Origin of the sequence: Variovorax sp. PAMC 28711 (assembly GCF_001577265.1) — a bacterium.
In the GTDB taxonomy this organism is placed as follows: Bacteria; Pseudomonadota; Gammaproteobacteria; order Burkholderiales; family Burkholderiaceae_C; genus Variovorax.
The window spans coordinates 2039121-2060766 of the sequence record NZ_CP014517.1; the positions used below are offsets into that span (position 1 = coordinate 2039121).

18 protein-coding genes are annotated in these 21646 nt (G+C 68.1%); 8 read left to right on the plus strand and 10 right to left on the minus strand.

The window, feature by feature from the left end; genetic code table 11:
* The first annotated feature begins 12 nt into the window (after window positions 1-12).
* Window positions 13-1482, plus strand: a complete 1470-nt coding sequence (locus AX767_RS10095; RefSeq protein WP_068630943.1) for an aminotransferase-like domain-containing protein — start codon at window positions 13-15, stop codon at window positions 1480-1482.
* On the opposite strand, the gene AX767_RS22070 is transcribed toward AX767_RS10095, so the two are convergent.
* Window positions 1456-1581, minus strand: a complete 126-nt coding sequence (locus AX767_RS22070) for a hypothetical protein (protein WP_257721719.1) — start codon at window positions 1579-1581, stop codon at window positions 1456-1458. The two genes, AX767_RS10095 and AX767_RS22070, sit on opposite strands and share 27 nt — an antisense overlap.
* Window positions 1582-1687: 106 nt before the next feature.
* On the opposite strand from AX767_RS22070, the gene AX767_RS10100 reads away from it, so the two are divergent.
* Window positions 1688-2713: a M14 family zinc carboxypeptidase gene (locus AX767_RS10100; protein WP_068630945.1), complete on the plus strand. Its 1026-nt coding sequence runs from the start codon at window positions 1688-1690 to the stop codon at window positions 2711-2713.
* A complete protein-coding gene (locus AX767_RS10105; RefSeq protein ID WP_068630947.1) occupies window positions 2710-3465 on the plus strand; it encodes an alpha/beta fold hydrolase in 756 nt (251 codons plus the stop codon). Before AX767_RS10100 ends, AX767_RS10105 begins: the two co-directional genes overlap by 4 nt.
* A 16-nt stretch (window positions 3466-3481) precedes the next feature.
* Here AX767_RS10105 and treF read toward each other — a convergent pair whose 3' ends face one another.
* From treF to AX767_RS10120, 3 genes are read right to left on the minus strand one after another with little or no spacing between them, the layout of a single operon-like run.
* Window positions 3482-5065, minus strand: coding sequence for an alpha,alpha-trehalase TreF (treF, locus tag AX767_RS10110; RefSeq protein WP_156481023.1), 1584 nt, complete (start codon window positions 5063-5065; stop codon window positions 3482-3484).
* Between the two features lie 47 nt (window positions 5066-5112).
* Entirely contained in the window at window positions 5113-6345 is a 1233-nt protein-coding gene (locus tag AX767_RS10115) for a CaiB/BaiF CoA transferase family protein (RefSeq protein WP_068630949.1), read from the minus strand.
* A gap of 2 nt (window positions 6346-6347) precedes the next feature.
* Window positions 6348-7547, minus strand: a complete 1200-nt coding sequence (locus AX767_RS10120) for an acyl-CoA dehydrogenase (protein WP_068630951.1) — start codon at window positions 7545-7547, stop codon at window positions 6348-6350.
* A gap of 115 nt (window positions 7548-7662) precedes the next feature.
* Here AX767_RS10120 and AX767_RS10125 point away from each other — a divergent pair, with 115 nt between their 5' ends.
* Both AX767_RS10125 and AX767_RS10130 read left to right on the plus strand, forming a co-directional pair.
* Window positions 7663-8604, plus strand: a complete 942-nt coding sequence (locus AX767_RS10125) for a LysR substrate-binding domain-containing protein (RefSeq protein WP_068630953.1) — start codon at window positions 7663-7665, stop codon at window positions 8602-8604.
* 66 nt (window positions 8605-8670) lie between these two features.
* A complete protein-coding gene (locus AX767_RS10130) occupies window positions 8671-10566 on the plus strand; it encodes a DUF3857 domain-containing transglutaminase family protein (RefSeq protein WP_082754975.1) in 1896 nt (631 codons plus the stop codon).
* 3 nt (window positions 10567-10569) lie between these two features.
* On the opposite strand, the gene garD is transcribed toward AX767_RS10130, so the two are convergent.
* Both garD and AX767_RS10140 read right to left on the minus strand, forming a co-directional pair.
* On the minus strand, window positions 10570-12159 hold the full coding sequence (gene garD / locus AX767_RS10135) for a galactarate dehydratase (protein ID WP_068630956.1): 1590 nt from the start codon (window positions 12157-12159) through the stop codon (window positions 10570-10572).
* 17 nt (window positions 12160-12176) lie between these two features.
* Window positions 12177-13007 (minus strand): aldolase/citrate lyase family protein, encoded by an 831-nt coding sequence (locus AX767_RS10140; RefSeq protein WP_068630958.1) that lies wholly within the window; start codon window positions 13005-13007, stop codon window positions 12177-12179.
* Window positions 13008-13099: 92 nt separating this feature from the next.
* Here AX767_RS10140 and AX767_RS10145 point away from each other — a divergent pair, with 92 nt between their 5' ends.
* Window positions 13100-13501, plus strand: a complete 402-nt coding sequence (locus AX767_RS10145) for a phage holin family protein (protein WP_068630960.1) — start codon at window positions 13100-13102, stop codon at window positions 13499-13501.
* A 3-nt stretch (window positions 13502-13504) separates the two neighbouring features.
* Here the strand turns inward: AX767_RS10145 and AX767_RS10150 are convergent, their stop codons facing one another.
* From AX767_RS10150 to AX767_RS10160, 3 genes are all read right to left on the minus strand, one after another.
* Complete coding sequence (locus AX767_RS10150) at window positions 13505-14353, minus strand: OmpA family protein (protein ID WP_068630962.1); 849 nt, start codon at window positions 14351-14353, stop codon at window positions 13505-13507.
* Window positions 14354-14375: 22 nt separating this feature from the next.
* On the minus strand, window positions 14376-16655 hold the full coding sequence (locus AX767_RS10155; RefSeq protein ID WP_068630964.1) for a YadA family autotransporter adhesin: 2280 nt from the start codon (window positions 16653-16655) through the stop codon (window positions 14376-14378).
* Between the two features lie 322 nt (window positions 16656-16977).
* Window positions 16978-18981 carry an acetoacetate--CoA ligase gene (locus AX767_RS10160; protein ID WP_068630966.1) on the minus strand — a complete coding sequence of 668 codons (2004 nt, stop codon included), beginning with the start codon at window positions 18979-18981 and terminating at the stop codon, window positions 16978-16980.
* Between the two features lie 101 nt (window positions 18982-19082).
* Here AX767_RS10160 and AX767_RS10165 point away from each other — a divergent pair, with 101 nt between their 5' ends.
* Complete coding sequence (locus AX767_RS10165; RefSeq protein WP_068630968.1) at window positions 19083-19790, plus strand: glutathione S-transferase N-terminal domain-containing protein; 708 nt, start codon at window positions 19083-19085, stop codon at window positions 19788-19790.
* Between the two features lie 16 nt (window positions 19791-19806).
* Here the strand turns inward: AX767_RS10165 and AX767_RS10170 are convergent, their stop codons facing one another.
* A complete protein-coding gene (locus AX767_RS10170; protein ID WP_068630970.1) occupies window positions 19807-21111 on the minus strand; it encodes a hypothetical protein in 1305 nt (434 codons plus the stop codon).
* Window positions 21112-21211: 100 nt separating this feature from the next.
* On the opposite strand from AX767_RS10170, the gene AX767_RS10175 reads away from it, so the two are divergent.
* Window positions 21212-21637, plus strand: coding sequence for a hotdog fold thioesterase (locus AX767_RS10175; protein WP_068630972.1), 426 nt, complete (start codon window positions 21212-21214; stop codon window positions 21635-21637).
* Window positions 21638-21646: the final 9 nt, after the last annotated feature.

Here is a 21646-nt window from a genome sequence, read left to right on the forward strand (position 1 = left end):
AGCATCGGCCGCATGCCCATGACGCGCTCCACCGCACCGCCCCCGTTGTACCGCCAGCTCGCCACGCATTACCGTGGCGCGATCGAGGCCGGCTCGCTGCGGCCCGGCGAACGCATGCCGTCGCTGCGCAGCCTGATGCGGCTGCACGACATCAGCCTGTCCACCGCGCTGCAGATGTGCCGCACGCTCGAGTCCGACGGCTGGGCCGAGGCGCGTGCCCGCTCGGGCTATTTCGTGCGCCAGCCGCAGCGCCTGCGCATGGCGCCGATGGACGAGCCGCCCGCCGGCCAGCGCCCCGATCCGGCGCAGTACGTCGGCATCCACGCGCGCGTGTCGGCTTTCGTGTCGCAGCGGCGCGCGGCCGACATCAAGCTCAACTTCTCGATCGCCCGCGCCGCGCCGGCGCTCTACCCGGCCGAGGCCTTGCGCGCGGGCATGACGCGCGCGCTGCGCCTGCGCCCGGAACTGCTCGCCGGCGTGCCGCCGCTGCAGGGCGATCCGCACTTTCGCGAGGTGCTGGCCAAGCGTTCGCTGGCGGGCGGCATGACGCTGGCGCCCGAAGAAGTGCTCATCACCAACGGCTGCATCGAGGCGCTCAACCTCGCGCTGCGCGCGGTCGCGAAGCCGGGCGACACCATCGCGGTCGAGTCGCCGACTTTCTACGGCTTGCTGCAGGTGCTCGAAAGCCTGGGGCTGCGCGCGCTCGAGATCCCCACCAGTCCGCAAACCGGCCTGTCGATCGAGGCCCTCGAACTCGCCCTCCAGACCTACGACGACATCCGCGCCGTGGTGGTGATCCCGCACCTGCAGAACCCGCTCGGCAGCGTGATGCCCGACGCGCACAAGGCGCGGCTGGTGCGCCTGTGCGAGCAGCAGCAGATCGCGCTGATCGAAGACGACACCTACACCGAGCTGCTCGATGTCGAGACCACGCCGCGCGCGATCAAGTCGTGGGACCGCAGCGGCAACGTGATCCATTGCGCGTCGATGCACAAGATCCTCGCGCCCGGCATGCGGCTGGGCTGGATAGCGGCGGGCCGCTGGCAGGCGCGCGTCGAGATGTTGAAGTACGCGCAGACGCGCAACACCGAGGTGCTGTCGCAACTCGGTGCCGGCGGCTTCATGGGCACCGGCGCCTACGACCGCCACTTGCGCCGGCTGCGCTCTGCGCTGCGGGTGCAGCGGGAGCAAACGGCCGAAGGCATCGCGCGCTACTTCCCTGCGGGCACGCGGCTCAACCTGCCGAACGGCGGGCTGCAGCTGTGGGTCGAATTGCCGGACAAGCTCTCGTCGTCCGGCGTGTTCGATGCGGCGCTGGCCCACGGCATCCTGGTGGCGCCGGGGTTCCTGTTCTCGAACTCGCCGCGCTTCGATCACTACCTGCGCATCAACTGCGGCTGGCCGTACGACGACGCGATCGACGCCGGCTTGAAGCGCCTCGGGCAGCTGGTCGATTCAGCGCGGCGTGCGGCGCCAGCGTGAGCGCGCCAGCGCGATCGATTCGGCACAGCCCCACACGATCGCGCCGGCGATCACGCGGGCCACGTGGCCCGTCATCGGCAGATTGAGAACAGCGCGCATCGGAAGGCCTCGAAGGGTGACAGCGGATCGGCCACGGTACGCCCCGAACATGACGGTTTGATGGCAGGTCGCTGGCTATCCTTGGTGGCCGAAACCACCGATCGCCATGCGCCGCACGAGCCCCGCCGAACTGCCCGAACTGCTGGAACTGCAAGCCCTCGTCGACCTCGCGGGGCCGGCGATGGAACGCCGTGTGCTGTGCGACGTGGAGGCCGGCGGCGAGCGCTTCGAGGTGCAGGCCTTCCTGCTCGGCAGCACGCGCCGCGACGTGCCCGCGGTCGGCTTCTTCGGCGGCGTGCACGGGCTCGAACGCATCGGCGCGCAGGTGACGATCGCCTACCTGCGCAGCATCGTGACGCGGCTGCAGTGGGACGTGACCTTGCAGCACCAGTTGGAAACGCTGCGCCTCGTGTTCCTGCCGATCGTCAACCCCGGCGGGCTGTGGCTCGGCACACGCGCCAATCCCCGCGGCGTCGACCTGATGCGCAACGCGCCGGTCGACGCGCTGGGTCGCGTGCCCTGGCTGCTCGGCGGCCAGCGCATCAGCGCCACGTTGCCGTGGTATCGCGGCGTGGCGGGCGAGGCGATGGAAAGCGAGAGCCAGGCCCTGTGCGCGCTTGTCGAAGAAGAACTGCTCGGCCGCCCCTTCAGCATCGCGCTCGACTGCCACTCCGGCTTCGGCCTCACCGATCGCCTGTGGTTTCCTTACGCGCACACACCGCGACCGATGACGCACCTGCCCGAGATGCATGCACTGGGCGAGCTCATCGACATGAACCTGCAGCATCACCCGTATGTGCTTGAACCGCAGAGCCGCCAGTACATGACGCACGGCGACCTATGGGACCACCTCTACCAAAGCGCCTGCGCGCGGCCCGATGCGCTCTTCCTGCCGCTCACGCTGGAGATGGGATCGTGGCTGTGGGTGAAGAAGAATCCGCGCCAGCTCTTCTCGCGCCACGGCATCTTCAACCCAGTGATCGCGCACCGCCAGCAGCGCGTGTTGCGCCGGCATCTCTGGTGGATGGACTTCATCACGCGCGCCGCCAGCAGCCATGCGCAATGGGTGCCGCACGACGAAGCGCGGCGCCGCCATCACGCGCAGGCACTGGCGCGCTGGTACGCCGCATGAGCGCTGACCCTTTGCCCTGGGTGCTGCTGCGCGGCCTCACGCGCGAGGCCGGACACTGGGGCGCGTTGCCGACCCTGCTTTCGGAGCGGCTGCCCGGCGTGCGCGTGCTCACGATCGACCTGCCCGGAGCAGGGGCACGGCACGCCCTGCAGAGCCCGTTGTCGATCCGCACCGCGATGGAGGATTGCCGCGCGCAACTGCACGCGTTGGGCGTGACGCGTTGCCATCTGCTCGCCATGTCGCTCGGTGCGATGGTCGCCGTCGAATGGGCGCACCGACATCCCGAAGAGATCGGCAGCGCGGTGCTGGTCAACACCAGCTTGCGGCCTTTCAGCGCATTCCATCAGCGGCTGCGACCGCGCCACTATGCGGCGCTGCTCGGCGTGCTCTGGCCTTGGCGGAACGCGCATTCGCGCGAGGCCACGGTGCTGCGGCTCACGAGCCGCCTCCATGACGCGCGTGCGTCGCGCGCCCTCATCGACGACTGGGTGGCGTTGCGCGCGCGGCATCCGGTGTCGACGGTCAACGCATTGCGGCAGCTCGTCGCCGCGGCCCGCTACCGCGCCCCGGCGCAGCCGCCCGCCGTGCCTTTGAAGGTGCTGGTCGGCGCGGGCGACGCGCTGGTCAATCCCCTCTGCTCACACCGCCTGGCCGGGCGATGGCGCCTGCCGATCGCAGTCCATCCGTCGGCCGGGCACGACCTCGCGCTGGACGATCCGCAGTGGGTCGTGGCGCAGGCCGCACCACGTTGATTCGCGGCCCGCGCGTTCAGCGGTGCGTCGGCGCCACCGAGTACGCGAAGCAGCCGTGCGCCGTGTGCTCGGGATGCGCCGCGAGCAACGCGCGCGTGACGCCGTTGGTCCAGCCGAAGCCGTCCTGCAGCGGGTACTCGCCGCCGCCGCCGCCCGACGACGAGGCCTCGTCGTCCTGTCGCAGCGCGTATTTCTCGACCAGCTTGCCCTCTCGCTCGTAGACCGCGGCGACGGTGGCCAGCCAGCGGTGCGCGATGGTGCGGGCCAGCGCTTCTTCGCCGTGGTCGTGGAAGCCGCGGATCGCCATCCATTGCAGCGCGGCCCAGCCGTTGGGCTGGTCCCACTGCTGGTCGCTCGTGCGCTCGGTGGTCGAGAAGCCGCCCGGCGCCAGGAGCCGGGCCGACACCGTCTGCGCAAGCGCGCGGGCGTGCGAGGCTTCGGCCAGCCCCGCGAACAGCGGCGCGACGCAGGCGCCAGTGAGTCCGGCGCGGCGCTTCGCCAGCCGCCAGTCGTGGTCGAAGAACGCGCCCTGCCCGGCATCCCACAGGTGCGCGATCACGGCCGCCTTGCGCGCCGCGGCCGCCGCACCGAATGCGCACGCAGTGGTCGCATCGCCTGCGCGCGTGGAGAGTGATGCCACCAGGGTTTCGAGCTTGTAGAGGAAGGCGTTGAGATCGACCGGCACGATGTCGGTGGTGCAGATGCTGGCGAGTGAGGTGGCATCGCGCGGCACCGGCTCGGCGAGCCAGCGCGTGCTGAAGTCCCAGCCCGATTCGGCCGCGGCGCGCAGATGGCGGTACACCTGCGACGCGTCGCGCCCGCTGGCCCGGGCCGTCTGCACGTCTTCGAGCCAGGCCTCCTCGCGAGGCGAGTCGCGCTCGTCCCAGTAGCGGTTGAGCAGGCTGCCGTCAGGCAGGCGCACCACGCGCAGGTCCGCCGTGCCGGGCGCAAGGTCTTCGCTGCCGCGCATCCACCAAGCGTGTTCGCGTCGCAGTTGCGGCAGGGATTGCACGGGATCGAGCACCCCAAGCGTGCCGGCCAGCTCCACCATGAACGCGAAGAGCGGCGGCTGCGAACGGCTCAGGTAGTAGGTGCGCGTGCCGTTCGGCACATGGCCGAAGGTGTCGATGAGGTGCGCAAAATTGCCGACCATGTCGTGCAGCAGCGTCGTTTTGCCGCTGGCCGCCAAGCCCAGCATGGTGAAGTACGAATCCCAGTAGTACAGCTCACCGAAGCGGCCGCCCGGCACGACGTAGGGATGCGGCACCGGCAGCAGCGAGCCCCGCGGCCGGTGATCGAGGGGCTCGCGCGTGAGCACGCGCCACAGGTCGTCGATGTGGGCGCACATCGGTTGGCCGGGCACCGACACGTAGTCGCTCGGCGTGGGTCGCAGCACCTCGAAGTGCGCGTCGACGAACGCCGGCAGGTCGAACCCCGGTTGCCCCACCGCGGCGCGGTAGGCCGCGAGGATCGCATCGGGTTCGCCGCGTGGCGCGCAGTCGACGAAGGTCTTGCTGTCGGGAAAGACGCGCGCGGCCTGCACCGCTGTGAAGAGTTCGAGGTAACGGTCGCCCGGCGTCAGCGCATCGGGCGCCGGCATGGACGACGCGTCGTGCGCGCGTTCGGGGTCGCGTGCAGGACCTTCGCTCAGAGCACCCCCGCGGCCCGCAGCGCAGCGCGTTGCGCGGCATCGACGCCCAGTTCGGCCAGCACCTCGTCGGTGTGCTGCCCGAGCGCTGGCGGCGCATGGCGCAACACCGGCGGCGTGGCCGACAGGCGCAGCGGGCTGGCCACGCCAACGATGGTGTCGATGCCGTCGCCGGCATCGCGCGGCATCGCGACAGCGAGGCCGCGCGCCTTCACCTGTTCGTCGTCGAAGGCCTGGGCGATGTCGTTGATCGGGCCACAGGGCACGGCCTTGTCTTCGAGCAGCGCGATCCAGTCGGCTGTGCTGCGCGTGCGCGTGACTTCCTGCATGGCAGGGATCAGCGCCTCGCGGTGTTTCACGCGCAAGGTGTTGGTCGCAAAGCGTTCGTCGACGGCCCACTCGGCGTGGCCGGCCGCTTCGCAGAAGCGCGCGAACTGGCCGTTGTTGCCGATGGCCAGCAGCATCGATCCGTCCTGCGTCTGGAAGTCCTGGTAGGGCGCGAGGCTTGGGTGGCTGTTGCCCTGCCGCTCGGGCGCGACGCCCGTGTTGAGGAACGCGCTCGCCTGGTTCGCGAGGATCGCCATGCCGACATCGAGCAGCGCCATGTCGATGTGCTGGCCCTCGCCGGTGCGGTGTCGCACCTCGAGCGCGGCGAGGATCGCGGTGCTCGCGTAGACACCGGTGAACAGGTCGGTGAGCGCCACGCCCACGCGCAACGGGCCGCCGCCGGGCGCGTCGTCGGGCCGACCGGTAATGCTCATCATCCCGCTGGTGGCCTGGATCATGAGGTCGTAGCCGGCGCGCGCGGCGTGCGGACCGTCGTGGCCGAAGCCGGTCACGCTGCAGTAGATGAGGCGCGGGTTGGCGACGCGAAGTGCGTCGTAGTCGAGGCCGTATTGCGCGAGCCCGCCGGTCTTGAAGTTCTCCACCACGATGTCGCTCGCAGCGGCCATCTGCTTCAGGAGCGCCTGGCCTTCGGACGTCGCCATGTCGAGCGTGACCGAGCGCTTGTTGCGGTTGCAGGCGGTGAAGTAGGTCGACTGGTTCGTGTCCTCGCCCTTTGCATCCTTCAGGAACGGCGGGCCCCAGGTGCGCGTGTCGTCGCCGACGCCGGGGCGCTCGATCTTGACCACGTCGGCGCCGAGGTCCGCGAGGATCTGCGTGCACCACGGGCCCGCGAGCACGCGGGACAGATCGAGGACCTTGATGCCGTCCAATGCTGCGTCGGTCATGCTCAGTTCGCGAAGGCCGCAATGCCGGTGATCGCGCGGCCCAAGATGAGGGCGTGGATGTCGTGGGTGCCTTCGTACGTGTTCACCACTTCGAGGTTCACCAAATGGCGCGCCACGCCGAACTCGTCGCTGATGCCGTTGCCGCCCATCATGTCGCGCGCCATGCGGGCGATGTCCAGGCTCTTGCCGCAGTTGTTGCGCTTCATGATCGAGGTGATCTCGACCGAAGCGGTGCCTTCGTCCTTCATCCGGCCCAAGCGCAGGCTGCCCTGCAGGCCGAGCGCGATTTCGGTCTGCATGTCGGCGAGCTTCTTCTGGATCAGCTGGTTCGCGGCGAGCGGGCGACCGAATTGCTTGCGGTCCATCGTGTACTGGCGGGCGCGGTGCATGCAGTCTTCCGCCGCACCGAGTGCACCCCACGAGATGCCGTAACGCGCGCTGTTGAGACACGTGAACGGACCCTTCAGGCCCTGCACTTCGGGGAATGCGTTTTCTTCAGGGCAGAACACGCCGTCCATCACGATCTCGCCGGTGATGCTGGCGCGCAGGCCCACCTTGCTGTGGATCGCCGGGGCGCTGAGGCCCTTCATGCCCTTCTCGAGCACGAAGCCGCGGATCGGGCCGACCGTGCCGCTCTCGCTGACTTCCTTGGCCCACACCACGAACACGTCGGCGATGGGCGAGTTGCTGATCCACATCTTGGCGCCGCTGATCGCGTAGCCGCCCGGCACCTTCTTGGCGCGCGTGACCATGCTGCCCGGGTCGGAGCCGTGGTCGGGTTCGGTCAGGCCGAAGCAACCGATCCATTCACCGCTGGCGAGCTTGGGCAGGAATTTCTGCTTCTGCGCTTCGGTGCCGAACTCGAAAATCGGCACCATCACCAACGAGCTTTGCACGCTGGCCATCGAGCGGTAGCCGGAGTCGACGCGCTCGACTTCGCGGGCAATCAGGCCGTAGGCCACGTAGTTGAGGCCGGGGCCGCCGTACTGCTCGGGGATCGTCGGGCCGAGGAGGCCCAGTTCACCCATTTCGCGAAAAATCGCCGGATCGGTCACGCCGGAGCGGAAGCCTTCGACCACGCGGGGCAGCAGGCGCTCCTGGCAATAGGCGTTGGCCGCGTCGCGAATCATGCGTTCTTCGTCGGTGAGTTGCTGGTCGAGCAACAGCGGGTCGTCCCAGTGAAAGTGCGCTTTGGTGGCCATGTGGCGTCTCCGAAATGAGTAAAAAGTGAATCGGTCGATCCTAGCGATGCGGACACGACGGCGCAAACGAGCAATACTCAGCCAGATATGCGCTCGATGAATACCTGACACCGCCATGCGCCGCAAGATCCCGCCCCTCCAGACCCTCGTATGCTTCGACACCGCCGCGCGCCACGAGAGCTACACGCGTGCTGCACAGGAGCTCGCCTTGACGCAAAGCGCCGTGTCGCGCCAGATCGCGACGCTGGAGGCTTTTCTCGGCGTCGCGCTGTTCCGCCGCACGCGGCACGGCGTCGCGCTCACCGCGAGCGGCGCGGCCTACGCGCGCCAGATCACGAAGCGGCTCGAAGCGATGGAGCGCGACACGCTCGATGCGATGGCGCACCAGGGCGAAGGCGGATCGCTCGCGCTCGCCGCGGTGCCGACCTTCGCGACGCGCTGGCTCATCCCGCGGCTGCCGGCCTTCGCGGCGCTGCAGCCCGACGTGGTCGTGCACATCGAAACGCGCACCCGCCCTTTTCTCTTCGCCGACGCCGAGTTCGATGCGGCGCTCTACGCGGGCACGCCCGCGCAGGTTGCGAACTGGGCCGGCACGCGCGCGCTTCTGCTGCTGCACGAAGACGTGGTGCCGGTGTGCAGTCCGTCGCTGTTGCCGCACGGGAAAGCCGCCCCCGCTGCCGCCATCGCGAAGCTCCCGCTCTTGCAGCAAAGCACCCGCCCCGACGGCTGGCGCCAGTGGTTCGATGCGCAGCAGGTCGATGCGCCCAACGCACGCGGCGGCCCACGTTACGAACTCTTCTCGATGCTCGCCGAAGCCGCCGCGCAAGGCCTCGGCGTCGCGCTGATGCCGACCATGCTGGTCGAAGGCGAACTCGCGCGGGGCGACCTCGTGGTGGCGTGCGCGCGGCCGCTCATCGGCGAGCGCAACTACTACCTCGTGACGCCGGAGCGTGGCGATGCGCGGCCGCTGCTCGACACGTTCGCGCGTTGGCTGGAAAAGCAGGTGGCAACTACTTCGCGGTCTGCTCAAGTTTCCACACAGCCAGTTCGGAGATAGAGTAGCCGCCACAGCCACGGCGGACGTCCCGCCCAGCCATCGACAACGCGTTCAGGGAGACAGCACATGCGACGGTTCAGGATGGCACTCGGCTTGTGGTTCGGTATTCAGGCATTGGCGGGGGCGCAGACGCCGCCGCTTCCGGTTTCCCTCCCGCCGGCACCCGCCCGCGCGGTACAGGGTTTCGAGCCCGGAATCGCCTACGAGAAAAGGCATGTGGACTACACGGTGGACAGCGATGGCCGCTACGTCAAGGACACCGAGAGCCTGAGGCGGGTGCTCAACGACGCCGGCGTGCGCGAAGTCACGCAGATACTGCTTCCCTACAGTGCCAGCCTGCAGACCGCCGAGGTGCTGTTCGCGCGCGTGATCGCGGCTGACGGCCAGGTGGCCGAAGTTCCTGCCTCGGCCATCTTCGAACAGGAGCCCTACGCCTCGCAGAACGCACCGATGTTCAGCGACCAGAAGGTCAAGGCGATCGTCATGCCGCAGATCAAGCCGGGCGTGCGAATCCACCTGAAGACGCGTTTGACGCAGCGCACGCCGATCCTGCCGGGCGCTTTCAGCGCGGTCGAGTTCATTTCGCCGCATTCGGCGCGGCGTGATTTCGTCTTCACCGTGACGGCGCCGGCCGCGCTGCCCCTGCATGTGCAAGCGATCGATCTGCCGCATGCGCGTGAGGTTCTCGACGACGGCCGCGTGCGCTACACCTTTCGCGGTGAAACCGCCGAGGCGGTGCCGCCCGAGCCCGGCAGCGTGGCACGGCTCGACTACAGCCCGCGCATGGTGGTCAGCAGCATGGCCGGGGGTGCCGAACTGGCAGCGACGTACCGCGCGCTGGTCGGCGACCCGACGCGTCCGACCGAGCATGTCGCCGCGCTGGCACGCGACATCACGCAGGGCCAGACCGACCGGCGCGCGCAAGCCAAGGCGCTGTATGACTGGGTGCGGCTCAACATTCGCTACGTCAACGTGGTACTGGCGCGTGGCGGCTTCGTGCCGCGCCCGCTCGACACCATCCTGGCCAACGGCTATGGCGACTGCAAGGATTCGGCGGTGCTGCTCGGCGCGCTGCTGCGTGCGGTCGGCCTCGAGAGCACGCCGGTCCTCATCAATGCCGGCAACAGCTACTGGGCGCCCGAGCCGGGCGCAGTGGAAGCGTTCAATCACATGATCACGTACGTGCCGACGCTCGACATGTACCTCGATGCGACCGGCCGCTACAACCGCTTCGACACGTTACCGGGTGGCGATTCCGGCAAGCGTGTCTTGCACGTCGCGACCGGTACATGGGCGCGTACGCCGCTGCCTTCGCGCAGCACCCTGCTGAGCCGCCAGGTGATCGACGTGGCCGACGATGGCTCCGCAACCGTGCAGGCCATCGCGCGCGGTGAAGGCGAGGCAGCGTCGATGCTCAGGGCAAACTTTGCAGGCATTCAAGCCATGCCCGATGCCCAGCTGGTCAACAACCTCCTCGCGCAGGCGGGCGCGAACGGCACCGGCACGCTGCGCCGTCCCGACACCAAGGCTGACACCCGCGACGCCGATTTCAGTTTTGACTACAGCACGCGCGGCTTCATGGACTTGCCCGGCCCTGGGGCGGTCCGGATGCCACCGGCACTGTTCCCGAGCATCGGTCCGGTGGTTTCTGGTCAGCGCCAGTTGCGCAAATTCCCGTTTCCCTGTCCGGTCGGCGTGGTGCGCGAAGAGATCGAGTTGCGCTTGCCCGCCAACGTCAAACTGCTGCGCACGCCCGGCGAGGAAACACGGGTTCTGCAGGCAAGCGGCGGCCAGATGACCTACCGCGCCACCCACGCGCAAGACGGTCGCGTGCTGAAGATGGCACGTGAAATCGTCAACGAGGCGAGCCAAGCGGTGTGTAACTCGGCACCGGCCGCGGCACAGCAAACTTTCGTCGAGCAGGTCGAGCGACACATGAAGGCGCAGACCCTCTACGAGTAACGCTCAGGTCACCGGCGCCGGATTGAACAGCACCAGCGCGTTGTGCAGCTTCCAGTGCTCGGCCCAGGTCTTCTTGCGGCCGCTCGCCACGTCGAGCATGAGATGGAACATCTCCCAGCCGACGTCGGCAATCGACTTCTCGCCGGTGGCGATGGTGCCGGCGTTGATGTCCATGAGGTCGTGCCAGCGGCGCGCGAGGTCGTCGCGCGTCGCGACCTTGATGACGGGCACTTCGGCCAGACCGTAGGGCGTGCCGCGGCCGGTGGTGAACACGTGCAGGTTCATGCCGGCCGCCAGCTGCAAGGTGCCGCAGATGAAATCGCTGGCTGGCGTGGCGGCGTAGAGGAGGCCTTTCTGCCGCGCCTTTTCGCCGGGCGCGACGACGCCGGAAATCGGCGAGGTGCCGCTCTTGACGATGGAGCCCATCGCCTTCTCGACGATGTTCGACAGCCCGCCTTTCTTGTTGCCCGGCGTGGTGTTGGCGCTGCGGTCGACACGGCTCTTGTCGAGGTACGCGTCGTACCAGGCCATCTCGCGGATCATGGCCTCTGCCACCTCGGGCGTGGTGGCGCGCGAGGTGAGTTGGTCGATGCCGTCGCGCACCTCGGTCACTTCCGAGAACATGACGGTGGCGCCGGCGCGCACCAGCAAGTCGGTGCAGTAGCCGACCGCCGGATTGGCGGTGACGCCCGAGAACGCGTCGCTGCCGCCGCACTGCACGCCGACCACGAGTTCACTGGCCGGCACGGTTTCGCGGCGGCGCGCGTTCAGGCGCTCCAGATGCAGTTCGGCCTGCCGCAGGATCGACTCGACCATCGACATGAAGCCGACATGCGCGTCGTCCTGCAGGCAGACCACGTCGAGCTTCGCCTCTTCGCTCGCGCCCACGTCGGCGACGTTGCGCTCGTCGACGATCGCGAAGCTGCCGGGTGGCAAGAGGCGCTCGGGTTGCAGCTTCTCGCAGCCGAGGCTCACCACCATCACCTCGCCGCCGAAGTTCGGATTCAGGCTGATGTTGCGCAACGTACGGATCGGGATGATCGCGTCGGGCGCATCGATCGCGACGCCGCAGCCGTAGGTGTGTTCGAGCGCGACCACATCGTCGACATTGGGAAATCTCGGCAGCAGCTCGGCCTTGATGCGCCGCACGGCGAAATCGGTGACACCGGCCACGCACTGCACCGTCTGCGTGATGGCCAGGATGTTGCGCGTGCCGACCGAGCCGTCGAGGTTGCGGTACCCCTCGAAGGTGTAGCCCTCGAGCGGCGGCTGCGGCTCGGGCTTGACGGTGGCGATCGGCAGGCCGGTGAGCTCGCGCGCGGCGGGCATTTTCAAGAGGCGTTCGTGCACCCAGCTGCCGGCCGGAATGGCTTTCAGCGCATAGCCGATCGGCACGTTGTAGCGACGCACCTCGCCGCCTTCCGGGATGCCGACGAGCGCGACCTTGTGCGCCTGCGGCACCTTGTCGACCAGCGTGAGCCCGGAGGGAAACACCGTGCCGGCGGGCAGGCCACCGTCGTTGGCGACGATCGCCACATTGTCGCGGTCGTCCATGCGGATGCAGAGCGGGGCCATCGTCAGAAGGGTCGACATGTTTGTTCTCGTGCGTCTCAGTAGTTGCTCGTGACCGACGCCGCCGCCGTCGACTTGAAGCGCGCCGCCATCGCCTCGGCGCCGCGTGCCAGGATCAGCAGGTCGACGCCGACCGCGACGAACAGCGCACCGCGATCGATGCACTCGCGCGCCCAGGTCTCGTCGACCACGAGGATGCCCGCCGCCTTGCCGCAGGCGCGGATGCAGTCGATCGCCCGGTCGATGGCCGCGCGAACCTCGGGATGGTTCGGGTTGCCGGGATGACCCATGCTGGCCGACAGGTCGGCCGGTCCGATGAAGACGCCGTCGATGCCGTCGACGTTCGCGATCGCGTCGAGCTGCTCGAGCGCGTCGCGCGTCTCGACCTGCACCAGCAGGCAGAGCTCCTCGTTGGCGGTCTGGATGTAGTCCTTGATGCGCCCGAAGTTCGAGGCCCGCACCGAGCCACCCATGCCGCGAACACCTTCGGGCGCATAGCGGATCGCACGCACGGCGGCACGGGCTTCGTCGGCGTTCTGCACGAAAGGCAGGAGCAGCGTTTGCGCGCCGATGTCGAGGTAGCGCTTGATGAGCACCAGGTCGTTCCACGCGGGCCGGACCACAGCTGCGCTGGCTTGACCGCCTTCAAAAGGAATCGCCCCGGCCACGGCCTGGAGCTGCTGCAGCATCTGCGGCACATCGGTCGGCGTGTGTTCGGTGTCGAGCAGCACCCAGTCGAAACCGCAGCCCGCGACCAGCTCCGAAATGTAGGGCGAGGGCAGCACGGACCAGAGTCCGATCTGCGGCGTGCCGGCGATCAGCGCGCGCTTGAAGGTGTTGACGGGAACTGCTTGCGAAACTGCTTGCATGAGGGCCTCTGCCGGATGAGCGCGGCACGGCGCCGCAGCGCCCATTCTCTGCCACTCCGCTTGACCCTCGACCCGCGCCGTATCATCGATCGATGATGCAAAACCTCATGCCTTTTCTCGTGCAATGGGCCATCACGGCGCTGTCGCTGTGGGTCGCCAGCCTGATCTTCAAGGGCCTGAAGTTCGACAGCGGCGGCGCATTGGTCGGCTCCGCCTTGCTGCTCGGCCTGGCCAACGCACTGGTGAAGCCGCTCCTGATCGTGCTGACGCTGCCGCTCACGCTCGTGACCTTCGGGCTCTTCCTGCTGGTCATCAACGCGTTGATGATCCTGCTGGTGTCGGCCCTCGTGCGTGGCTTCAAGGTGTCGGGTTTCTGGACCGCCTTCTTCGCGAGCATCTTCATCTCGCTGCTGAGCGTCGCCGTCGGCTCGCTGGTCGACAGCGGCACGCCGGAGACGACGATCCAGATGCCGAGCAACGGCAACTGGCTCTAAGGCTTACTGCCCCAGCACTTCGAGGTCGACGCGCCGGTTCGGCTGCAGGCAGCTCACCAGCGCCGCGCGCGGCAGGTTCGCGGCGCACTCTGCCACCGGCTGCGTCTCGCCGCTGCCGGAGGTGCGGATCACATGGCGGTCGATGCCCGCTTGCGCCAGCATGTCACGCACCGTGTTCGCGCGGGCCAGCGACAGCGACTGGTTGTAGCTCGCGCTGCCCAGCCGGTCGGTGTGGCCGACGATGGTGATCGCATCGAGCTTCTTGTACTTCGACTTCAGGTTCACCACCAGGTCTTCGAGCTGGCGCTTGCCGGCCGGAAGAATGTCGGCGGGGCCGGACTTGTCGAAGGCGAAGAGTGCGTCGGCGCCCAGCCGGATGCGCTCGGGCACTGCCGCCACGACCGGCGCGGGACGCGCGGCCTCGACGACCTTCGGCTTCAGGTAGTCGGCACAGGCGGGGTCTTTCCAGTACATCGCGTCGGATACGCCGTCCTTGAAGACGACCTTGTATTGGCAAGTCACGAACTCGTCGCCGCGGCCGGTGCGGAAGTTGAACAGGTAGTCCCACTCTTTCGGGCCAAACAGGCCTTCGCCGAAGTGCGGGTAGCTGATGAGCTCGCGCACCTGGTTCTTGGTCATGCCGCGGCCGATGCGGCGCAGCTGCTCGACATCGATGAACGTGCCGCCCTTGAGCCAGGCGCTGCCTGCGTCCGGGAAACGGATCGACTGTTTTTGCGCCGAAGCGCCGAAGGCTTGATCGACGGTGTCGACATGGCTGCCGGTCGATGCGCAGCCGGCCAGAGCGAGAACGCAGGCCGCCAGGGTGAACGGGAGGGTGTGGGTGGTTTTCATGAGGGTTCCAGTGGCGGGTTGATCAGTCGAACGAGAAGCCGAAGCCCACGCGCACGATGGCTTTGCTGCCGCCGGTCGCCCAGCCCACGCCGGCGTGCAGCGTGGTCTGGCCGTTGTCGGCGCGCTTCAGGATGTTCAGGCCGACGCCGGCCTGGCCGTTGTAGCCAGCGACCGCGCCGCTCACGTGATAGCGACCCGGCTCCACCGGTGTCACCACCGCCATCGCCGCCGAGGCCGCGATGCCGCCGGAGAGCATCTTGGTGTTGCTGTCGATCTGGTTCTGCAGACCGTTCACACGCGCGTTGGTGTACGCATTGGCACCGGCGATGCCGCTGTTCAACTGGTTCACGTTCACCGCGTCGGTGCCAGCCACGCCGGGCGCGACGTTGCTGATGGTCGTCGGGCCGTTGCCGTTGCCCAGCGCCACGCTGTTGTAGTTGACCGAGCCGTCCGGGTTGGTGCCGTACTTCACCGCACTCGCATCGACGTTCACCACGGCCGTCTGCACCGCCTTGAGTTGCGACACATTGACCGCATCGCTGTCGACCGTGCCGGCCGCCACGCCATTGATCTGGCGGAACTGGCCGGTGGCTGCATCGCCCACCGAGACGCCCGCCAGGGTGCTGGTGGTCGCGTTGACGGCGGCGGTTTGCGCCGTGCTCGCGCCGGTCGGTACGTAGCCCGCTGCACCGGCCACCGTGCTGGCCACCGAGCCTGCGCCCAGTGCCACACCCCCGGCGGTGTTCACGACGCTGCCTGCGCCGATCGCCACGCCCTGCACGCCCAGTGCACTGGCCTGCGTGCCGAGCGCGATCGAATCCGCCGACACGCTGGTGGCCGCCTGGCCGATGGCAATGCCGCCCGGCGCAGAAACCTGCACGGTGGCGCCGTTGCCCATGCCGATGCCGTTGTTGCCATTCACAACCGTTTGCGGTCCGATGGCCACGGACTCGGCGCCAATGGCAAGGGAGTCAGGCGCGCTCGAGTTGGCGTGGAAATACTGCGTCGGCGTGACCGCAAAGGATTGCAGCGCGCTGGAAAGCTGACGGATCGTCACGGCATCCTGCGCTTGCGTGCCGTCCGCCACGTTGGTGATCTGGCGGTACCCGGTCGCATTGCCGACCGACACAGCGCCGAGCAGCGCCTTGTCGGTGGTGTTGTAGTTGATGAGCGAGCTGCCGGCCGGGAGGGTGCCGGTGGTGCCGGCGATGGCGCGATCGGAGACCGAATCGGCACCCAGCGCAACGGCGCCCACCACGGACGAACTGCTCAACGCACCCAGCGCAGTGCTGCGCTCGGCCGAAGCCTTGGCGCCCGCGCCGTAGACGCTGGACAGCACGCCGGAGGCCACGGAGTCGGTGGTGCCGCTCAGCGTCACGGAATTGGGGTCCGTGCCGGTGTAGGGAACCCCGCCGACGTAGTAGACACGGCCACCCGTGGCCGTCGAGTAGTTCGCCGAGGCCGTCACCGCGCTGCCCACGGCATTGGCACCCAGACCCGAAGCAACGGAATTGGCACCCAGCGCCTGTGACCGGTAGCCGGAGGCATTCGCCAACCGACCCATGCCGATGGCCATGCTGCCGGTCGCGACCGCGGACTGGCCGAGTGCCACCGTCGAAAAATTGCTGGACGTCGTGGCGTCGCCGATGGCCACCGCGCCGTTGCCGGCAGAGTTGGATGCAAAACCGATCGCGATGCCCAGACGCACCGAGGCGGTGCCGCCAATGGCGATGGTGTTTTGTGCCAGCGATTGGGCGCCGGCCCCGATGGCCACAAGGCCGCCATTGCTGGCGTTGGCATTGATACCGAGCGCCACGCTCTGGTCGGTGGCCGCCACCGCATTGGGACCGGCAGCCAGAGAATTCACGCCGGTCGCACCCGAGTTGGCAAGCGTCGAGTTGCCCACCACCGTCGAGTTGACGTGAAAGTAAGGCGTTTCATCCACGCTGATCCACTGCCCGTTCTTCCAGACGGCCATGCCTTCCTGCAGGCCATTCGCGCCAGTGGTTGCGGTGGTGTTGTAGACCATCATGCCTTCGACCGGCACGTTGCCGTTCAGGCCCCAAGTCACGCGGTCGGTGACGGCGACTCGGGGCATGGACACACCGCGGTTCGTACTCTCGACCTCCAGCATCGACCCCGGGTTGATGGTGGTCGGGTTGTCGCCGACCTTGACTTGCGCGTTGACGGGGCCCGCGAGCAGGCTTGCCGCAAAGACGGCCGCGCCGAGCGCGGTGGCCGTCAGGCGAGGGCTGTGGAGGCCACGCGAAGCGCGCGGCGTGGACGTAGTTGACAGGCTCAATTGAAACTCCTCGTTGATTGGCTGCCAAATTCGCCGGGGGCCCGGAAGGCAGTGGGCGCGAGTGTCAGAGCGGGGATATCAACGGAGAAGGTACAAATTCACGTCGGCAGGTTTCGGAGCCACATTTGTCAATTACATGTGATGTGCATCACGGTATTTCGCTTGCAAACGCGGCCAAAAGCGCTCAAAGAATGTCAACCAATTGTCAATTTACGGGATCTCGCCTATCAGAATTGACAGGACCGGATCCAAATTGAGGGCGAAGGCCATCCCGAAATGTGTCCTGCCCAAAGCGGACGATTGCGCGCTGCACTCACCGGAATCAAACGGCCGCCACGGCGGCGCGGTCGGCCGCGAACGCCACGAACCAGTCGAGGCTCACCGGGTTGGCCATCGCCTCCCTGTTGACCACCTTCTCGATCGGCTGGCCGAGCAGCAGCTTCTTGATGGGCAGCTCCTGCTTCTTGCCGGACAGCGTGCGTGGAATCTCGGCGACCTGGAAGATGTCGTTGGGCAGGAAGCGCGGCGAGAGCGAGGTCTTGATCGCGGCGTTCAGCTTGCCGCGCATCGCGTCGTCCAGCGCCAGGCCGGGGCGCAGCACGACGAAGAGCGGCATGTAGCTGTCGCGGCCCAGGTATTCGAGATCGACGACCATCGAGTCGAGCACCTCGGGCAAGCCTTCGACGGCGCTGTAGATCTCGCTGGTGCCCATGCGCAAACCCTGCCGGTTGATGGTCGCGTCGCTGCGGCCGTAGATGATGCAGCCGCCGTCTTCGCCGATCTTCAGCCAGTCGCCGTGCCGCCACACGCCGGGGTAGGTGTCGAAGTAGCTCGACAGATAACGCGCATTGCCCTCGTCGCCCCAAAAGTAGAGCGGCATCGACGGCATGGGCTTGGTGCACACGAGCTCGCCGACTTCGCCGATGACGGGCTCGCCGTTCTCGTCCCACGCCTCGACCGCGTGGCCAAGCTGCCGACACTGCATCTGGCCCGGCACTTCGGGCAGTTCCCGGTTGCCGCCGACGAAGGCGCCGCAGAAGTCGGTGCCGCCCGAAATGTTGCACCACCAGATGTCTTTTGAGCCGGCCGCCTGGAACTGCGCGGTGCCCCAGCGCTGCACTTCTTCGGACAAGGGCGAGCCGGTCGAGCCGAGCGCCCGCACGTGCGACAGGTCGCCGCAGTCGGCGGTGCGCACGCCGGCCTTCATGCAGTTGGTGAAGTACGCCGCGCCCGCGCCGAAGAAGGTGACCTTGTGCCTGGCCACGAAGCGCCAGAGCACGCCCCAATCGGGCTTGTCCTTGCTGCCGGCCGGATGGCCGTCGTAGATGACGATGGTCGAGCCGAAGGCGAGCCCTGCAAGCTGGCAGTTCCACATGACCCAGCCGGTCGAGCTGTACCAGTGGAAGCGTTCGCCGAAGTTGTTGGCGCTGTAGCTCGGGCCCGGATCGTTGTGCAGTCCGCAGGCGTACATCGTCATGATGATGCCGCCTTGACCGTGCACGATGGGTTTCGGCAGGCCGGTGGTGCCGCTCGAATAGACGATCCAGATCGGGTGGTCGAAGGGCAGCCACTCGGGCTCGAAGGCGGCGACCTCGGCGTCGTCGCGGGCGATGGCGCCGAGCCAATCGGCGTCGGCCTCGACCGGGGCGAGCGCATACGGCGTCTCGAGCAGCAACAGTTTCTTCACGCTCGGCAACGCAGCGCGCAGTTCGCGCACGACGGCGCTGCGGTCGATGGCCTTGCCGCCGTAGTGCACGCCGTCGGCGGCGATCAGCACCTTGGGTTCGATCTGGCGGAAGCGGTCGACCACCGCGGCGGTGCCCATGTCGGGCGCACACACGCTCCACACCGCGCCGATGCTCGAACACGCGAGGAACGCGACCATCGTTTCGGGCACGTTCGGCAGGTAGGCCGCGACGCGGTCGCCGCGCTCGACGCCGAGCGACTTCAGCGTGAGCGCGACCGAGGCGATCTGGCGCTTGAGCTCGGGCCACGACATCTCGCGCACCTCGCCGAGTTCGTTGTCGCTGACGATCGCCGGCATGCCGGCCGCATGGGCCGCCTCGACATGGCGCAGCACTTCACGCGCGTAGTTGGCCTTGGCGCCGGGGAACCACACGGCGCCGGGCATCTTCTCTTCGACCAGCACCGCGGTGTGCGGCGTGGGCGATTGCATGCGGTGGTAGTCCCAGATGCTCTGCCAGAAGGCATCGAGATCGGTAACCGACCAGCGCCACAGCGCGTCGTAGGAATCGAAGGTGAGGCCGCGCGTGTCGCGCAGCCAGTTTTGATAGAGACGGATCTGGGGAATGTGGGGCGCTGTCATGGCGCCCGAGGGTACCGAGCCCGGCGCCCGCGGTGTGAGCGGGAATGCCCCATCTGTCCCGCGGGCGACGCCATCGCACGCCCCGCGCTACAGTGGCCGGCATGAACGATCTCTCGACCTTCCCCATCACGAAGAAGTGGCCCGCCCTGCACCCGGACCGCCTCCAGCTCTACTCGCTGCCGACCCCCAACGGCGTCAAGGCGTCGATCATGCTGGAGGAGAGCGGCCTCGCCTACGAAGTGCACCGTGTCGACTTTGGTGCCAACGACCAGACCTCGCCGGAGTTCCTGTCGCTCTATCCGAACAACAAGATCCCGGCCATCCTCGATCCGGACGGGCCCGGCGGCCAGCCGCTGGCACTGTTCGAATCGGGTGCAATCCTGCTGTACCTCGCCGAGAAAACCGGCCAGTTTCTGCCCAAGGGTGCAGCTGCGCGCTACCAGACCATTCAATGGGTGATGTGGCAGATGGGCGGCGTCGGTCCGATGTTCGGCCAGCTCGGCTTCTTCAACAAGTTCGCCGGCAAGGATTACGAAGACAAACGTCCACGCGACCGCTACGTCGCCGAATCGAAGCGCCTGCTCGGCGTGCTCGACCAGCACCTCGCCGGCCGTGACTGGATCATGGGCGACGACTACACGATCGCCGACATCGCGACCTTCCCGTGGATCCGCAACCTCATCGGCTTCTACGAAGCGGGCGAGCTGGTCGGCTTCCAGGATTTCGCGAACGTGGCGCGCGTGCTGGCCGCCTTTGTCGCGCGGCCGGCGGTGGCCCGCGGCCTCGCGATTCCGCCCGCGCCGGTCTGACGCCGGCAGGCAGTCGCTAGGGCGTCCGCGCGGACCTCGCCGGCTTCGGGTCCGGCTTGCCGCCGAAGATCTGCTCGACCTGCTGCCCGATGCGCGCGCCGATCGCGGTGCCCACGCCCGGCATCACCGCACTGCCGATGGCCGCGCCGGTGAGCGCGCCGCCCGTGATCGACAGCTGCGGCGCATCGAGCGTGCCGCCCAGCTTGAGCGGCACCCCGACCACGCCGTCGACCAGGTCGACCGCCACATCGCCGTCGAGCTGGCGGTTGAGCACGCGCGCACTGCCGGTGGCGGTGAGCAGGCCGGAACGGGCGCGCATGCCGGTGTAGCGCAGCGCCATGCCATCGTCGGTGGCCTGGGTGTCGAGCGTGCCGGTGAGCGCGTCGAGCACGGTCTGGCCGTCGCGCTCCATGCCGGCCGTGCGCACCGCCTTGGCGAGGTCGAAGCGCAGCACGGTGGCCGGCTTGACGACGAAGCGCGTGCGGGTGTGCAGCGACCGCGCCATGGCGGCCGGGTCTTCGCCGCTGGCGTCGATCTCCGTGCGCCCTTGCAGCTTGCCTTTCACTGCGCTGTTGCGTCCAAAAGCAGCGACCAGTTGCGCGATGTCGACGTTGACGGCTTCGAGTTCCGCATGCGCCGAGAGGCCCGTCTTGCCGCCGATGTCGAGCGTGGTCGTGCCGTTCCACGTGCCGCCTCCCACATCGATCAAGGTGCGCCAGCGATCAGCGTCGCCCTCGCGCTCGAGGCGCAGCCGGGTCATCGGGTCGACGTTCGCACGGCGGCCCTCGGCGCGGCGCGGACGCCAGCCGGGATCGAACTCGACATCGCCTTCGTACGCGAGCGCGATGCCGCGGCGATCGATCCATGTCAGGTCGGTGAACTGCACGCGCTCGACGGGCCGCTCGGCCAGCGCCCAGCCGTTGCCGGTGGCGGCTGCCTCCACGGCGCCGTCCCCGCGCCCGCGGAAGGCGCGCACCGAATCGCGCGGGAACACCGCGCCGTCGATGTCGATCTCGTCGATGGCAACGCGCCGGTTCCACAGCGCACTCAGCTGCGGACGCAGCGCGATGCGGCGCACGGTGATCGGCTTGTCCTGCACGGTGGCGATGCCGTCGATCACCACCACCGGCACCGGCCGGAGCGCCCAGTGGACGCGGTCGACCTTCAGTCCGATGCCGGAGCGCTTTTCGAATTCGGTCTGCAGGCGCGCCGCCAGTTCGGCATCGCTCGGAAGCCACCACGCCACCAGCCCCGCGGTCACGAGCATGAGCAGCACGAGCACGGCAAGCACGCTGGCGGTCCATCGTTGCGCACGGGTCATCGCCCAAGCTTAGCGCGCGCCGGGCGGCGGCGGCTGTCGGCGGCGCGCCCGACAACGGTGCCGACCGCTATAGTTTTGCCAATCTTTCTCTGGAGCGTTCATGCCCATCTGGCAAAAACCCGTGTCTGTCGACGAGCTGAATTCGCACAGCGCCAATACGGCCGTGTCCCATCTCGGCATCGAGTTCCTCGAATTCGGCGATGACTTCCTTCGGGCGCGCGTGCCGGTCGACAAGCGCACCGTGCAGCCCTTCGGCCTGCTGCACGGCGGCGTGTCGGTCGTGCTGGCCGAAACGCTCGGCTCGATGGGCGCCTATTACGCGTCGCCCGAAGGCCACCGGGCCGTCGGGCTCGACATCAACGCCAACCACCTGCGTTCGGCAACCAGTGGCTGGGTCACCGGCACCGCGCGCCCGGTGCACCGCGGCCGGACCACGCAGGTCTGGCAGATCGACATGACGAACGATGCGGGCGAGCTGACCTGCGTTTCGCGCATCACGATGGCGATGTTGCTGCCGCGAAAGTAGCAGCGGCCT

Coding starts and splice junctions, on each gene's coding strand:
- AX767_RS10095 (WP_068630943.1), top strand. CDS start 13: ATGCCCATGACGCGCTCCACCGCACCGCCCCCGTTGTACCGCCAGCTC.
- AX767_RS22070 (WP_257721719.1), bottom strand. CDS start 1,581: ATGCGCGCTGTTCTCAATCTGCCGATGACGGGCCACGTGGCCCGCGTG.
- AX767_RS10100 (WP_068630945.1), top strand. CDS start 1,688: ATGCGCCGCACGAGCCCCGCCGAACTGCCCGAACTGCTGGAACTGCAA.
- AX767_RS10105 (WP_068630947.1), top strand. CDS start 2,710: ATGAGCGCTGACCCTTTGCCCTGGGTGCTGCTGCGCGGCCTCACGCGC.
- treF (WP_156481023.1), bottom strand. CDS start 5,065: ATGCCGGCGCCCGATGCGCTGACGCCGGGCGACCGTTACCTCGAACTC.
- AX767_RS10115 (WP_068630949.1), bottom strand. CDS start 6,345: ATGACCGACGCAGCATTGGACGGCATCAAGGTCCTCGATCTGTCCCGC.
- AX767_RS10120 (WP_068630951.1), bottom strand. CDS start 7,547: ATGGCCACCAAAGCGCACTTTCACTGGGACGACCCGCTGTTGCTCGAC.
- AX767_RS10125 (WP_068630953.1), top strand. CDS start 7,663: ATGCGCCGCAAGATCCCGCCCCTCCAGACCCTCGTATGCTTCGACACC.
- AX767_RS10130 (WP_082754975.1), top strand. CDS start 8,671: ATGCGACGGTTCAGGATGGCACTCGGCTTGTGGTTCGGTATTCAGGCA.
- garD (WP_068630956.1), bottom strand. CDS start 12,159: ATGTCGACCCTTCTGACGATGGCCCCGCTCTGCATCCGCATGGACGAC.
- AX767_RS10140 (WP_068630958.1), bottom strand. CDS start 13,007: ATGCAAGCAGTTTCGCAAGCAGTTCCCGTCAACACCTTCAAGCGCGCG.
- AX767_RS10145 (WP_068630960.1), top strand. CDS start 13,100: ATGATGCAAAACCTCATGCCTTTTCTCGTGCAATGGGCCATCACGGCG.
- AX767_RS10150 (WP_068630962.1), bottom strand. CDS start 14,353: ATGAAAACCACCCACACCCTCCCGTTCACCCTGGCGGCCTGCGTTCTC.
- AX767_RS10160 (WP_068630966.1), bottom strand. CDS start 18,981: ATGACAGCGCCCCACATTCCCCAGATCCGTCTCTATCAAAACTGGCTG.
- AX767_RS10165 (WP_068630968.1), top strand. CDS start 19,083: ATGAACGATCTCTCGACCTTCCCCATCACGAAGAAGTGGCCCGCCCTG.
- AX767_RS10170 (WP_068630970.1), bottom strand. CDS start 21,111: ATGACCCGTGCGCAACGATGGACCGCCAGCGTGCTTGCCGTGCTCGTG.
- AX767_RS10175 (WP_068630972.1), top strand. CDS start 21,212: ATGCCCATCTGGCAAAAACCCGTGTCTGTCGACGAGCTGAATTCGCAC.